The following is a 13,516-nucleotide window of genomic DNA, read 5'->3' as shown; positions in this document are numbered from 1 at the left end:
AAGCCCTCCATCCTCTTATAAAATATAAGGGATAGAGGATTTTATTGTTTTCGAAACTCACTTCTTTATGCTCTTGTTCTACTCCATTTATACGCAAAATGATTCGTCGGTCCATGACCACTTCCAATATTCAATGGCTCTTCAATCGCTATACTAATAAATTGTTTTGCCTCTTGAACCGCCTCTTCAATCGAGTACCCTTTCGCAAGTCCAGCTGTAACTGCGGAAGCAAATGTACACCCGCTTCCGTGCGTTTGTTTCGAAGGAATTCGTTCACTTCTAAATTCAATAAACTCTTCTCCATCAAAGAGTAAATCAATTACTTCATTCCCTTGATATTCTGCATGTCCGCCCTTCATAAGCACATATTTAGCACCTAATTCATGCAATACTTTCGCAGCCTTCTTACTATCTTCAACGTTATGAATCTCCATCCCAGTTAACACTTCTGCTTCAGGAACATTCGGTGTTACAACGGTTGCTACTGGTAATAAATATTCTTTTAATGCTTGTACTGCTTCTTGCTGTAATAATGATGCTCCGCCTTTTGCAATCATAACAGGATCTAGCACAATATTATTCCAGCCAAATTTCTTAATCTGCTCTGCCACAGTTTGAATAATTTCACTACTAAATAACATTCCTAGTTTCACAGCATCTGGTGTTAAATCCGTACCAATTGAATTCAGCTGTTCCGTAATACCTTCTAATGGAACAGGATATACCCCTTGAACGCCAAGCGTGTTTTGAGCAGTAATTGCTGTAATAGCTGTCATTCCGTACACACCAAGCTCTTGGAATGTTTTTAAATCCGCCTGAATTCCAGCACCGCCTCCGCTGTCAGATCCTGCAATTGTTAAAGCTTTATTCACTTCCATCTCACTCATCCTTTTCTATCCAAAATAGCGATGATAAATCGTCTTTGCTTCGCTTATATCTTTCGTTCCATGTACAAGTACACGGCCATCTTTGAAGGCAACTAACCTCTTTTCTTCAACAGAGAAAGATAGTAAATATGGATTTACATTTAACTCATTCACGCGGCCTTCTAGCAGCTGTTTATATTGTTCAAAATTCATTTCCTCTTTATGAGGTGGTCTAATTTGAACTGTATTTCTCCCGCATAAAACTGCTGTTTTTGAAGTGTTTTCTTTATTTAAATACGGGTATAGCGCATTATCACCACACGAAGGACAATTGTGTTTACGAAGTTTTTGTACATTCATACATGAATATTCATTCTTCCATACATCAAACGACACAAGTCCATCGCGAAGCGATTCATAGTCTTCCACTAACAGTTTAAGAGCTTCCGTTACTTGATGAGAAACGACAAGAGATACAGCAGGTGATATAATACCCGCTGTATCACATGTCGCTCCGCCAAGCGGAATCGATTGTAATAAACAAGATAAACATGGCGTTTTATCTGGAAGAATTGTGTAAGAAAGGCCATAACTCCCTACACATGCCCCGTAAACCCATGGAATAGAATATTTTTGTGATATATCATTCACAATGAAACGCGTTTCGAAATTGTCAGTCGCATCGATAATTACATCAACATTTGTAACGAGTTCTTCTAACTCTTCAGCTGTTACATCTTGAACGAGAGCTTCTACTCTTACTTCACTATTAACCTCTTCTAGACGTTTTTTTGCCGCTACAGCCTTCGGAAGATTATTCTCTACATCACTCTCTGCATACAATTGTTGTCTTTGTAAATTACTCCAATCGACATAATCACGGTCAACAATTGTTACTTGACCAACGCCTGCTCTTACAAACATCTCTGCGTTTGCACTACCTAATGCGCCTGCACCGATAATAAGTACATGCTTTTCTCGTATCTTTTGTTGCCCTTCTTCCCCAATTGGAGAAAATAGCTCTTGGCGAGAATATCGATTATTCAACTACGCTCATTCCTTCTAAAGGACTACTTGCTGTTGCACAACGTTTACGTGCAATACGACCTGCTTCAAACCCTAATCGTCCTGCCTCAATACCTAATTTCATTGCGTATGCCATTTTAATAGGATCTTTTGCTCCTGATACAGCCGTATTTAATAACACACCATCTGCTCCTAATTCCATTGCAAATGCCGCATCAGCTGGGCTACCAATACCGGCATCAACGATAACTGGTACTGTCGCTTGTTCAATAATGAAGCTTAAATTCAATGGATTTACAATACCAAGCCCTGATCCAATCGGTGATGCTCCTGGCATAATCGCATGCACACCTAGTTCTTGTAATTTACGTGCTAATACAACGTCATCAGATGTGTACGGAAGTACGATAAACCCTTCTTCTAATAACATTTCAGATGCCTTTAACGTTTCTACTGGATCAGGTAATAACGTTCTATCATCACCAATAACTTCAACTTTGATCATGTCACAAAGCCCTGAAGCTTTTGCTAATTTTGCAATACGAACAGCTTCTTCAGCATTTTTTGCTCCAGCTGTATTTGGTAATAACGTATATTTTTTCACATCAAGCTTCTCTAATAAATTAGGTTGCTTTGCATCAAATATATCCATACGACGTACTGCAAACGTTAAAATTTCAGCTTCAGAAACGTCAATTACCTTTTGCTGTACATCAAAATCAGGAAATTTCCCTGTTCCTAATAAAAGTCTAGAATGAAATGAAAATGGTCCAATGTTTAACATAATCAACCGCCTCCTACGAAAGTTACAATCTCAATTTGGTCTCCATCAAAAACAGATGTATCTTTATGATCATCTTTTTGTAAAATATCTTTATTACGCTCTACAACAACAATTCTATTATCTAACCCTAAATGTATAAGTAGTTCAGCTACTGTCTTCACACTCGCTGGCACTTCGATTTGGTTACCGTTAATTTTCAAATTCAAACTTCCATCCCCTTTCTAAACCGTTTTAGAAAGCAATGAATCTAGCAAGTGATTCCCCTGCTTTCCTTCTATTAAATCAGCCATATATTGACCAGACACAGGACTTAATAAAATGCCGTTTCTATAATGGCCCGTACAAGCATATAAACCTTTTATTTCTTCATGCTCTCCCATATAAGGAGCTTCATGATTCGATTGTGGCCTTAATCCTGCCCATGTACTTTCCCACTCTGCTTCTTTTAAAGCCGGTAATATTGTATAAGCACGCTCTAATATAGAAGTAATACTTTCGGGTTGCACAGTTTTATTGAACGTATGAGGCTTCATCGTTGCTCCAATTACGTAACGCCCACCGCGCTTCGGCGTAATATAAAACCGTTCTTGGAAAATAGGAGCTTTCAAGAGCAGTTTCTTGCTTCTTACTGCAACAACTTCACCCTTCACAGGATACGTGCCCCAATCACTATGGAAATAATGTAGTAATTTCGTACTCCATGACCCTCCAGCGATAACGACTTTTTCGCATATGATTACACCTTCGCTTGTCACAATTCCAGTCACTTTATTATTTTCAATACGGATATCAAACACTTCTGTTTGTTCATATATATCCGCACCAGAAATTGATGCAGAATGCGCGAATGCTTTCGTAAGCTCTGGTGCAATAACATGCCCATCTTTCGGATAATATACCGCTCCTATAATTGACTCGGATAGGAACGGCTCTTTTTCCCGCAAATGGTCTCCCGTTAGAAAATAGGAATCTTCACCTGTTTTCTGCTGCCAATCCATAATGTGAAGAATTCTCTCTTTCTCATCCTCATTTTGAGCGATGCGATATATCCCTTTTTCCTCATAGCCAATATCAATACCCGTCTTTTCACGTAAAACTGCTGCAAGTTGTGGAAATATAGCACGGCTTTCTCTAGCAAGTTCAAATAGCGGATCATACGCATCCCATTCTGCCTGAACACCAAGTAAACCAGCAGCAGCTTTCGAAGCTTCCGATGCAATTCTCTGCTTCTCTATAATTGCTACTTTATGTCCTCTTTCTGCTAGAAAATGTGCAACTGAACTACCAATTACACCACCGCCAATAATCGCTACATCATACTTCTCACACATGTTTTCCCGCCCACTTTCTTATTGATTCCTTATAAGATTTCGCTCTGCTATACGGGTTACTATTACTTACAATTCCAGACATAACAGCAATTCCACTTACTTCACTTGCAAGAACATCCTTTGTATTTTCAGGAGTAATCCCTCCAATAGCTATAATCGGTATCGATAAGCTCTTTGCAATGCCCGAAATTTCTTCTAACCCTCTCGCTGGCACACCTTTTTTGCACTCTGTTGGGAATACATGACCATAAATGAGCGAGTCAGCCCCATTCTTAAAAGCCTCTATCGCTTCTTCTAAAGAATGTACGGAATAGCCAACATGCAAATACGAAAACTTTTCTTTCACTGACCTTACATCTGTACTTCGATATCCTAGCTGCACACGCGGGATATTTAATAAAATAGCAATATCAATTCGGTCATTTATAACAAGTTTAGATGCTGGAAAGCCTTTTTTTAAAAGGCTTTCCACACCTTCATATAATTCTTTCGTACTTTTCTCACGCTCACGAATATGCAAATAATCAATCTCACTCTCAATTTGCATCGCTACATTCACTAACTCTTCGAATGGCATATGGCCATTTGAGATTACATGGAGCTCATTTTTCATATTCATTCGCCTACTTTAAAATGTTTTCGAATAGTTCATCGGCTGGAACGATTTCTTTCGTCATTCCTTTGTCTTTCAACCATTTATTTTGTTTCTCCCAAGACTCTTTTGAATCTGATAAGAATGGCTCATCTTTCGTTTCCATCTTCTCTAATAAAATTTTCATACTTTCTTTTTCAACTTCTGGCACAAGTGGGAAGTTTTCTTTTTCTTGATGATCTAATAAAATATTTAATGCTTCATCAGGGTTTTTCTTCATAAAGTCATACCCTTTTTTCGCCCCGCGTAAAAAGGCTTGCAGCGCTTCTTTATCTTTTTTCAACGTTTTATCACCTGTTACAAACACAAGTTCATGATAGTTCGGTACTCCATAATCAGCTGGATTAAAGTACGCTGGTTCATGGCCTTCATGGCGCATAACAGGTACTTCATGGTTAATGTATGCCCCTGTTACAGCATCCACTTTTTTCGTAATTAATGCTGGCACTAAATCAAACCCGACATCAACTACTTTCACCGTATCAGGATTTCCACCATCTTCTTTTATCATCGTTTTTAAATACGCTTCACTTAAAGGCGTTCCAGAGTAACCTACTGTTTTGCCTTCTAAATCTTTCGGTGATTGAATGCCTGCTGATTTCAGCGATACGACATGATTTAACGGTGAACGTACGACAGCTCCAATTGATTTCACTGGAATTTGTTCATTTGCTCTGGCCATAACAACATCTGGCTGATAATACAAGCCAACTGTCACTTTCCCTGCTGCAGCTAACGTTAATGGATCAGTCGGATTAGAAGGGAATTTAATATTTACCTTTACTCCTTCTTCTTTAAAGTAGCCTTTTTCAATTGCGGCATAAATAAAGCTATGCACCGCATTCGGATACCAATCAAGCATGACTGTTATTTCTTTCTCTTTTTTACTCTTATCTGATGCTGAATTACTCGAGCACCCTGCAATCATTGCAACTAATAATGTAAACACAAAGATGCGTTTTAAAAATTTCATGAATGCTTCCTCCAACTAATGAATTTCTTTTCTAACATAGAAATAAGTATGACGAAAAAAATAGCTAATAATGATAGCAATACAATTGGTGCAAATACACCCGCACCATCTAACTGCGTCATCATTCTTTTACTGAAATATCCAAGCCCAGCTTGTGCACCGAGCCATTCTCCAATTGCCGCCCCAATCACACTAAGCGGAACTGCAATTTTTAACGCTGAGAAAAAGTAAGGAAGAGCAGATGGCAACTTTAGCTTTAGAAAAATATCTTTTTTCGTTGCACCATACGTAACTAAGAGCTCCTCCCACTCTTTCTTCGTACTACGTAATCCATCATACGTATTGACCGCAATAGGGAAAAACGTAATTAAAACTGTAACAACAACCTTACTCCAAATGGTATATCCAAACCATAAAACAAATAGGGGCGCAAGTGCTGTAATCGGGATGGTTTGTGAAGCTACTAATAATGGGTAAAATGCTCTTTCCATCCACGTACTCGCATTCATTAACATTGCTAGCCCCACACCTAATACGATAGAAATAGCAACACCTATTACAACGACGTATAACGTTGCCGGTAAATGAACCGTAAATAATATGTCTTTTAGTTTCCAAATCTTCATTACAATTGCAGACGGTGACGGTAAAATGTACATCTCATCTACAATTCTTGCCCCCACTTCCCACATAATGAGTAAAATACTAGAAAGTGTAAGAGCAGGAACTAATTCTTTCAAACGGTTCATCATACAAGTACCTGCCTTTGTAACATACTAAGGATCTCATCTTTAAGCGCCAATACTTCAGGCCTATATAAATCCTTTCGTGTTCGGTTACGATCAAGCGGCACAATTCGCTCAGTTAAAGTTGCTATCGGTTGATTTTCTACAACGAAAATTCGATTAGAAAGAAACAACGCCTCTTCAACATCATGAGTGATAAATAAAATTGTTTTTTCCCACTCTTTCCATTGTTCAAATAACCATTCTTGCAAAGATGCCTTCGTTAAAGCGTCCAATGCGCTAAACGGTTCATCTAACAATAATATCTCCCCGCCCGTTAATAAAGTTCGGATAAAAGATACACGTTGTCTCATACCACCAGATAAATCTTTCGGATATTTCGCCTCGTATCCTTGTAACCCAAATTTATGTAACAGTTCTTTCGCTTTTACTTGCGCTTCTTTCTTCTGCACACCTTGGCACTCTAAAGGTAACGCAGCATTTTCAATAATTGTTCTCCACGGCAAAAGCATATCTTTTTGAGGCATATATCCTACAGGGTGACTCTTTGTTTCTGTCAGCTCTATTTGTCCAGCACTTGCTTCTTCTAACCCCGTAATAAGGCGAAATAAAGTACTTTTCCCGCAGCCACTTGGTCCGATAATGCTTACAAACTCTTTCTCTTGTATAGAAGCATTTAATTCATCGATGATTGGTTTCTCATCATAATGAAAAGAAACATTATGAAACTGTAGTATGTTCTTGCTCCTCAAAACCCCACATCTCCTTACGATAGGACATATCCCAGAATAAATATTCAAATCGGCTGGAATATAAGAAAATTTCCTCTAATCGGTCTAGCTCTTTCTCTGACTTTCCAATTGCCATTTCATTTAATAAATCTATTAACCAAATACAAAGATTACCGTATTCTTCAGAACTATATCCTTGAATCCATTCACCAAAGAACTCATGATCTCTTGCTCCAGGAATATCGTTTAAACGCTTTCCAATCTCCCAATAACTCCACATACATGGTAGAAGTGCTGCTATTAATTCCGCAAGTGTGCCATTTTGAGATACAGACATCATGTAATTTGTATAAGCTAAATTTTTAGCAGATGGTTTTGCAGATTCCATCTCTCGTACAGAAATACCAAGTCTTTTTGCATACTGTTTATGGATTGTCATTTCTCCATTTAAAATTCCATCAATTTGTTCAGCAAACTTTCCCATTACTTGTGGATTCGTTGCTTTTACAACACCAATCGCATATAACTTTGCATAATCTAACAAATATAAATAATCTTGAATAATATAATACTGAAATTTATCTTTTTCTAGCGTGCCATCCCCCATACCTACTACAAACGGATGATTATGACTTTTCTCCCAAACAGGTTGCACAGTTTCTAATAATCTATCGCAAAATTTCATTTCTCTATCCCCTTCCGATATACGTATCTAAATAAAAAACCACTTCTATATAAGAAGTGGTTACAGCAAATAAAATTATACATTTATTCGTTGTCCACTTCCCTTCGCTAGTATTACCTAGATCAGGTCTGTAAGGGTTAAGGATTATTCCTCTCTCAGCACATCAAGCACCCCTAGTGGTTTCAATATGAAATTTTCAAATAAAAAAGCCCCGTTTCTATACGCAAAGAAACGGGGACTCATTGTTAGTGTCCGAATTGCTTCCCTACGCTAGCATAATCTAGATCAGGTAATGAAAAGGATCAAAGGCTTACGGCCTACTCTCAGCTGGCAACACCAGCTCTCCTAGCAAACTATAAAATTATCACTGTCAGTATAACACCGTAATAAGACATCATCAACTGTTTTAATTTTCTTAATTATTAATTAGACAATAATGTGTTAAATAAATATAAATGCGATCCCACAAATGATATATACAATATTTATATACGAACCTCTCTTCTAACATTATTTTTATTGATTTCATATTACATTTATGTGAATACGACCAATATATTATATCTTTATACTATAATAAAATTACAACTATACAACTAGAGGAGGTCTTTATTACATGAATATGAAAACTACTGCTTTAACAGCCACTACTATCGCAATTGCTTCTTTACTTCCTTCTATGGGAGAATCCGATATACAAACAGCTGCTGCTACGCAACCATCTAAAGTAAAAACTGGATATGTAAAAATTGACAACGTTGCACTACATCAAAATAACCATGCAGACAGTGCAATAATTGAAAACATTCGATTTAATAGCCCGGTTACTATTCTTGAGACAACTCAAGATTGGTATAAAGTATCTGTTAACAACAAAACAGGCTACATAAAAAAAGATGCAATTCTATTCAAAAAAAATGTTCAATCAAAGAATCAATATATCGTAAATGCAAACGCATTAAACGTTCGTTCTGAACCTAATACAGGGTCTTCTATTCTAGATATATTACCAAATGGTCAATTCATTACCATTCAAGGTGAACAAGGGGATTGGTACAAAATATTACATAACGGTCAAATTGGGTACGTACAAAAATACTTTGTATCTAATGGATCCACACCTCTAGTAAAAGGTGTAACTGTACAAGGTTCACCTTCTTATACTGTTGCAACACCAAAATTAAATGTACGTAGCAAGGCTAGTACAAGTAGCACTCTACTTGGCTCGCTACAAAATGGTACACAAGTACAAGTAGTAGAAACGGTAGGTACTTGGTATAAAATTCGTTTTGGCACAGGATACGGATATGTAGCAAAACATTATATAGTGCAACATCAAAATCAATCACAAACTAAAACAGCTCAACCTTCATCAATTCCAGCTGTTTTCAAATTTCCAACTCAAGGAAGAATTAGCTCAACTTTTGATATGCGCTGGGAACAAATGCATTATGGTATAGATATTGCAGCACAAGGCGACATCTCTATTCAAGCTGCTGCTGCAGGTAAAGTTGTGAAATCTTATTATTCGGCTAGCTATGGCAATGTCGTGTTCGTCGCCCATCAAATAAATGGAAAGTTATATACAACAGTTTATGCTCATATGAAGGATCGTGCCGTACAAGTTGGGGATCAGGTGCGAGCTGGACAATTAGTCGGTCATATGGGAAATACAGGTCATTCATACGGGCAACATCTCCATTTTGAATTACATAATGGGGAATGGAATCTTGAAAAAACAAATGCAGTGAACCCACTGCCATATTTAGTTAGGTAAATTGTATGCCACGTAATATACCTCTTTTTATTGAATACCTGGCCTTTTTAGGTTTAATCTGTTGTTTAATCATTTATAATACGAACACTGTATTTTTATCTATCATTATTGCTTTTGTTGCCTTAGAAATCATTATGGAAGCATTACAAATGCGGTTAAAACAAAAAATAGCCCATATTTATAATGCAATTTTTCTTTTGAGTGCTCTTATAACAAATATAATTAGTAATGGTTTTTATTTATCTACCATACTTCCTGTATTCTCTATGGGTGTTTTATTATTCATAGCTAGATACGTTAATGTTCCTCATAACCAAAAACATGAACATGAACAAGAAGCTTAGAAAGAGGAGACACTGTATACCAATCTTTCAAAGATAACCCAACGAAATATATACTGAATTTATATGAAAAAATGAATACTTTTTTTGGTATACAAGGAAGTTATACTGCACAATTTCTCCTTTATGGAATGTTATTTCTTATCTTAGTTACTTTCTCCTTGTTTTACTAACAAAAAAAGGATCTCACATAAACTTGAGATCCTTTTTAATTTATATTAATTTTTAATATGTAAAATACGGTTTAACCACAAGCATATTTTTCATAAATAAAACTAAGATTATATTTTTTCTCTAAACTCATTCTTTGTTCATCGTCGCACCAATAGAAAAGAATATCATGAATCGTTGCATAACGCTTATTTTTAAGAAATAGTTTAAAGAAGGATGGTAAACAATCATGTAATTGTATAAATATATAATTGCGTAGTATTTCTTCTTTGTATTCAATGCCCTTACAAATATAAAGTAATTCTTCACAATAATATGCATGCTGTGGAACTTGAATCATTTCAAAAAATGGTACATATGATAGCAACTTTCCAATAAAATGACCATATCGATCCATTACCCCTATCGTCATATGCTCCATCATTTCTTTCATCACATATAAATAATCATCTACATGCGTTGTCTTTAATGGATCTAACCGGTCTGAAATTTGAGAAAGCACAGCTCTTTGACAAGCTAAAACTGCTTGACTCGGTCCATAATATGATAGAAAATCTGTACACTTACGATACTTTCGTAATAAGTCGTGTGTATACAAATCATACACAAAAGTATTACAATACATTGCTAGATTCATCATATCACTATTTAACTGTTCTTTTGATAGTATTTTAGCTCGCTTACACATATAAAAGAATGTAAATTCCAATACTTCTTTATGAGATAATAGATGCTTACAATCTGTTATACATTTCTCACTAAATTTAACTCGATTCCAAATCTCTACATCGCCATCTGTTAATTCACCAATACGATATTTAATAATTAAATAGTTTAAAGCAACCGCTTGCGTCAAAAGATCCCATGTTTCATATTCCAATGAAGTTTGGACAAATTCATCTAGCCCCTGGCTTATCATAAAAGCATTTGCCTCTTCATACCAACCAATCTCTTGACATAAACGCAGAATACGTACTAAAGTTGGAATTTCATCTTTATGAAACTGCGGTAAGCCCTTTACTTTATTCATTCCATATACGATAAATGCCGCTAAATTTTCTTCTTTATAAAACTCTTTTTCTTTCCATACTAATATAGTTCGCTCTTTCCCTCCACCTTTTGGATGACAAGGTACAAGCAAAGAAAATAACTCAGCAAAATTGTTTGGTTCTATATATGTATCTGTAACCAAATTCCAATTTGGATCGCCCTGTACAGCCCTCATATAATTCCCCTTTCCTTTTTATCTACGTAGGAAATATTAATCCATTATTACATCATTAACAATAAATATCGTTATATTCAAAACTTATCATAATACTTATATCTATTAGTATATCATTTTTCCTCTTATTAAAAATTAGGAATAATAAATTTTAATAAAACTGTCGAATATATTAACGCTATATTTATTATATAATGTCTCAGATACATCACGCTAACATATTAGTTTAATCCATATATACTAGAATGATGTATCTGATTTTTATACATAATTTATTCCATGTGCTCCGAGATCTCACTTAAGGCAAAGCCAGCTTGATCATCAGCCGATTCTCTTATAGCTAAATCACCTAGTGCTAGCATACCCACAAGTTGCCCACTCTCAACTACTGGTAAGCGTCTAATTTGATACTGTGCCATTAATTCTGTAGCTTTTTCAATCGAATCATCTGGAGAAACTGAAACAATGTTTGTTGTCATTATATTTGTAATTTTATTAGATCCAGGATGTTTTTCAGCAATCCCACGAACAACTAAGTCTCGATCGGTAACAAGCCCAACAACTTGTTCATTTTCAACAACAGGAATCAATCCAACCGATTCTTCCTTCATTTTTACAGCAGCCTCATATACATTATCTAACGGCGTACAATGTACAATATGAGTACTCATAAAGTCTCTAACTCGCGTCATTTTTATCTCCTCCTTTTAATACATACCATAGCTTTTCCTAAATCCCTTTATTTATTTGAGGAAAATAAGGTGATAAAAAAGAGGCATACACATAATAAAAAAGAGTCAGCACATTGCTGACTCTTTTTTTATGACCCGTACGGGATTCGAACCCGTGTTACCGCCGTGAAAGGGCGGTGTCTTAACCACTTGACCAACGGGCCATGGCTCCGCAGGTAGGACTCGAACCTACGACCGATCGGTTAACAGCCGATAGCTCTACCACTGAGCTACTGCGGAATAATTATGGTGGGCCTAAATGGACTCGAACCATCGACCTCACGCTTATCAGGCGTGCGCTCTAACCAGCTGAGCTATAGGCCCATATACTTTACAGGGGCAGTAGGAATCGAACCCACACTGGAGGTTTTGGAGACCTCAGTTCTACCTTTAAACTATGCCCCTAAATGATGCCGGCTAGAGGACTTGAACCCCCAACCTACTGATTACAAGTCAGTTGCTCTACCAATTGAGCTAAGCCGGCATAAAAAAAATGGTGGCTCGGGACGGAATCGAACCGCCGACACGAGGATTTTCAGTCCTCTGCTCTACCGACTGAGCTACCGAGCCTTATTAAAATGGCGGTCCCGACCGGGGTCGAACCGGCGATCTCCTGCGTGACAGGCAGGCATGTTAACCACTACACCACGGGACCATTGGTTGCGGGGACAGGATTTGAACCTGCGACCTTCGGGTTATGAGCCCGACGAGCTACCGTACTGCTCCACCCCGCGACGATATTATATTGTTTAAAAAAATGGAGGAGGTAGAGGGATTCGAACCCCCGCGCGACTCTCGCCGCCTGTCGGTTTTCAAGACCGATCCCTTCAGCCGAACTTGGGTATACCTCCGAGATATAAACTTCTAATGGTGGACCTTGTAGGACTCGAACCTACGACCGGACGGTTATGAGCCGTCTGCTCTAACCAGCTGAGCTAAAGGTCCTTTATGGTAGCGGCGGAGGGGATCGAACCCCCGACCTCACGGGTATGAACCGTACGCTCTAGCCAGCTGAGCTACACCGCCATAAATGATATTAAAATAAGTGGAGCCTAGCGGGATCGAACCGCTGACCTCCTGCGTGCAAGGCAGGCGCTCTCCCAGCTGAGCTAAGGCCCCATGTTTTTGGGAAAATCGGGAAGACAGGATTTGAACCTGCGACCCCCTGGTCCCAAACCAGGTGCTCTACCAAGCTGAGCCACTTCCCGTTAATAAAAGCGCGCCCGAGAGGAGTCGAACCCCTAACCTCTTGATCCGTAGTCAAACGCTCTATCCAATTGAGCTACGGGCGCATATGGTGCCGAGGGCGGGGGTCGAACCCGCACGGTGGTCACCCACCGCAGGATTTTAAGTCCTGTGCGTCTGCCTGTTCCGCCACCCCGGCATGTCATATTGAAAATTGGAGCGGAAGACGGGATTCGAACCCGCGACCCCAACCTTGGCAAGGTTGTATTCTACCACTGAACTACTTCCGCAA

At 38.0% G+C, this 13,516-nt stretch carries 14 protein-coding genes, 16 tRNA genes and 2 riboswitches; of the genes, 2 read left to right on the top strand and 28 right to left on the bottom strand.

Going from position 1 to position 13,516, the window contains the following annotated elements:
* Window positions 1-65 precede the first annotated feature (65 nt).
* The 10 genes from thiD to tenA are packed head-to-tail and all read right to left on the bottom strand — an operon-like array spanning window position 66 to window position 7,794.
* Window positions 66-878: a bifunctional hydroxymethylpyrimidine kinase/phosphomethylpyrimidine kinase gene (gene thiD, locus JDS80_RS22430; protein ID WP_199639999.1), complete on the bottom strand. Its 813-nt coding sequence runs from the start codon at window positions 876-878 to the stop codon at window positions 66-68.
* Between the two features lie 15 nt (window positions 879-893).
* Window positions 894-1,913 (bottom strand): thiazole biosynthesis adenylyltransferase ThiF, encoded by a 1,020-nt coding sequence (thiF, locus tag JDS80_RS22425; RefSeq protein ID WP_071747769.1) that lies wholly within the window; start codon window positions 1,911-1,913, stop codon window positions 894-896.
* Window positions 1,906-2,676 (bottom strand): thiazole synthase, encoded by a 771-nt coding sequence (thiG, locus tag JDS80_RS22420; protein WP_199639998.1) that lies wholly within the window; start codon window positions 2,674-2,676, stop codon window positions 1,906-1,908. Before thiG ends, thiF begins: the two co-directional genes overlap by 8 nt.
* Before the next feature lie 2 nt (window positions 2,677-2,678).
* Window positions 2,679-2,882: a sulfur carrier protein ThiS gene (gene thiS / locus JDS80_RS22415; RefSeq protein WP_199639997.1), complete on the bottom strand. Its 204-nt coding sequence runs from the start codon at window positions 2,880-2,882 to the stop codon at window positions 2,679-2,681.
* A 15-nt stretch (window positions 2,883-2,897) separates the two neighbouring features.
* Window positions 2,898-4,007 (bottom strand): glycine oxidase ThiO, encoded by a 1,110-nt coding sequence (gene thiO / locus JDS80_RS22410; RefSeq protein ID WP_199639996.1) that lies wholly within the window; start codon window positions 4,005-4,007, stop codon window positions 2,898-2,900.
* Window positions 4,000-4,620, bottom strand: a complete 621-nt coding sequence (gene tenI, locus JDS80_RS22405) for a thiazole tautomerase TenI (protein ID WP_199639995.1) — start codon at window positions 4,618-4,620, stop codon at window positions 4,000-4,002. The genes thiO and tenI overlap by 8 nt, the downstream gene beginning before the upstream one ends.
* A 10-nt stretch (window positions 4,621-4,630) precedes the next feature.
* Window positions 4,631-5,632, bottom strand: coding sequence for an ABC transporter substrate-binding protein (locus tag JDS80_RS22400; RefSeq protein ID WP_002201728.1), 1,002 nt, complete (start codon window positions 5,630-5,632; stop codon window positions 4,631-4,633).
* Window positions 5,629-6,381: an ABC transporter permease gene (locus JDS80_RS22395; protein WP_199640030.1), complete on the bottom strand. Its 753-nt coding sequence runs from the start codon at window positions 6,379-6,381 to the stop codon at window positions 5,629-5,631. The genes JDS80_RS22400 and JDS80_RS22395 overlap by 4 nt, the downstream gene beginning before the upstream one ends.
* Window positions 6,381-7,130, bottom strand: coding sequence for an ABC transporter ATP-binding protein (locus JDS80_RS22390; protein ID WP_071771205.1), 750 nt, complete (start codon window positions 7,128-7,130; stop codon window positions 6,381-6,383). The genes JDS80_RS22395 and JDS80_RS22390 overlap by 1 nt, the downstream gene beginning before the upstream one ends.
* Complete coding sequence (tenA, locus tag JDS80_RS22385) at window positions 7,099-7,794, bottom strand: thiaminase II (protein ID WP_071747763.1); 696 nt, start codon at window positions 7,792-7,794, stop codon at window positions 7,099-7,101. The genes JDS80_RS22390 and tenA overlap by 32 nt, the downstream gene beginning before the upstream one ends.
* 82 nt (window positions 7,795-7,876) lie before the next feature.
* Window positions 7,877-7,979, bottom strand: a riboswitch (TPP riboswitch).
* Between the two features lie 60 nt (window positions 7,980-8,039).
* Window positions 8,040-8,151: riboswitch (TPP riboswitch) on the bottom strand.
* Window positions 8,152-8,410: 259 nt separating this feature from the next.
* Between tenA and JDS80_RS22380 the strand changes: the two genes are divergently transcribed.
* Both JDS80_RS22380 and JDS80_RS22375 read left to right on the top strand, forming a co-directional pair.
* A complete protein-coding gene (locus JDS80_RS22380; RefSeq protein ID WP_199639994.1) occupies window positions 8,411-9,571 on the top strand; it encodes an SH3 domain-containing protein in 1,161 nt (386 codons plus the stop codon).
* A 5-nt stretch (window positions 9,572-9,576) separates the two neighbouring features.
* Window positions 9,577-9,915 carry a hypothetical protein gene (locus tag JDS80_RS22375; protein WP_199639993.1) on the top strand — a complete coding sequence of 113 codons (339 nt, stop codon included), beginning with the start codon at window positions 9,577-9,579 and terminating at the stop codon, window positions 9,913-9,915.
* 241 nt (window positions 9,916-10,156) lie between these two features.
* Here the strand turns inward: JDS80_RS22375 and JDS80_RS22370 are convergent, their stop codons facing one another.
* From JDS80_RS22370 to JDS80_RS22285, 18 genes are all read right to left on the bottom strand, one after another.
* Window positions 10,157-11,308 carry a DUF3965 domain-containing protein gene (locus JDS80_RS22370; RefSeq protein ID WP_071747760.1) on the bottom strand — a complete coding sequence of 384 codons (1,152 nt, stop codon included), beginning with the start codon at window positions 11,306-11,308 and terminating at the stop codon, window positions 10,157-10,159.
* Between the two features lie 272 nt (window positions 11,309-11,580).
* The gene (locus JDS80_RS22365; protein ID WP_071747759.1) at window positions 11,581-12,000 is read right to left on the bottom strand and encodes a CBS domain-containing protein; all 420 of its coding nucleotides are present in this window, start codon (window positions 11,998-12,000) and stop codon (window positions 11,581-11,583) included.
* A gap of 131 nt (window positions 12,001-12,131) precedes the next feature.
* Window positions 12,132-12,203, bottom strand: a tRNA-Glu gene (locus JDS80_RS22360).
* Window position 12,204: 1 nt separating this feature from the next.
* Window positions 12,205-12,279: transfer RNA gene (locus JDS80_RS22355), tRNA-Asn, on the bottom strand.
* 7 nt (window positions 12,280-12,286) lie between these two features.
* A tRNA-Ile gene (locus JDS80_RS22350) sits at window positions 12,287-12,363 on the bottom strand.
* Between the two features lie 10 nt (window positions 12,364-12,373).
* Window positions 12,374-12,444, bottom strand: a tRNA-Trp gene (locus tag JDS80_RS22345).
* Window positions 12,445-12,450: 6 nt separating this feature from the next.
* Window positions 12,451-12,523, bottom strand: a tRNA-Thr gene (locus JDS80_RS22340).
* Window positions 12,524-12,533: 10 nt separating this feature from the next.
* Window positions 12,534-12,609, bottom strand: a tRNA-Phe gene (locus tag JDS80_RS22335).
* 9 nt (window positions 12,610-12,618) lie between these two features.
* Window positions 12,619-12,694: transfer RNA gene (locus JDS80_RS22330), tRNA-Asp, on the bottom strand.
* Between the two features lie 2 nt (window positions 12,695-12,696).
* Window positions 12,697-12,773 (bottom strand) — tRNA-Met (locus tag JDS80_RS22325).
* A 24-nt stretch (window positions 12,774-12,797) separates the two neighbouring features.
* Window positions 12,798-12,890: transfer RNA gene (locus tag JDS80_RS22320), tRNA-Ser, on the bottom strand.
* A 17-nt stretch (window positions 12,891-12,907) separates the two neighbouring features.
* Window positions 12,908-12,984: transfer RNA gene (locus JDS80_RS22315), tRNA-Ile, on the bottom strand.
* 4 nt (window positions 12,985-12,988) lie between these two features.
* Window positions 12,989-13,065, bottom strand: a tRNA-Met gene (locus tag JDS80_RS22310).
* Window positions 13,066-13,085: 20 nt separating this feature from the next.
* A tRNA-Ala gene (locus tag JDS80_RS22305) sits at window positions 13,086-13,158 on the bottom strand.
* Between the two features lie 15 nt (window positions 13,159-13,173).
* Window positions 13,174-13,247 (bottom strand) — tRNA-Pro (locus JDS80_RS22300).
* 10 nt (window positions 13,248-13,257) lie between these two features.
* Window positions 13,258-13,331: transfer RNA gene (locus JDS80_RS22295), tRNA-Arg, on the bottom strand.
* A gap of 3 nt (window positions 13,332-13,334) precedes the next feature.
* Window positions 13,335-13,423 (bottom strand) — tRNA-Leu (locus JDS80_RS22290).
* A gap of 16 nt (window positions 13,424-13,439) precedes the next feature.
* Window positions 13,440-13,514, bottom strand: a tRNA-Gly gene (locus JDS80_RS22285).
* Between the last annotated feature and the right edge of the window lie 2 nt (window positions 13,515-13,516).

The sequence above is a fragment of the Bacillus cereus group sp. N8 genome (assembly GCF_016483685.1).
Classification (GTDB): Bacteria; Bacillota; Bacilli; order Bacillales; family Bacillaceae_G; genus Bacillus_A; species Bacillus_A proteolyticus.
Note: the sequence above shows the minus strand (reverse complement) of the source record. Positions and strands in the feature narration are given on the sequence as shown.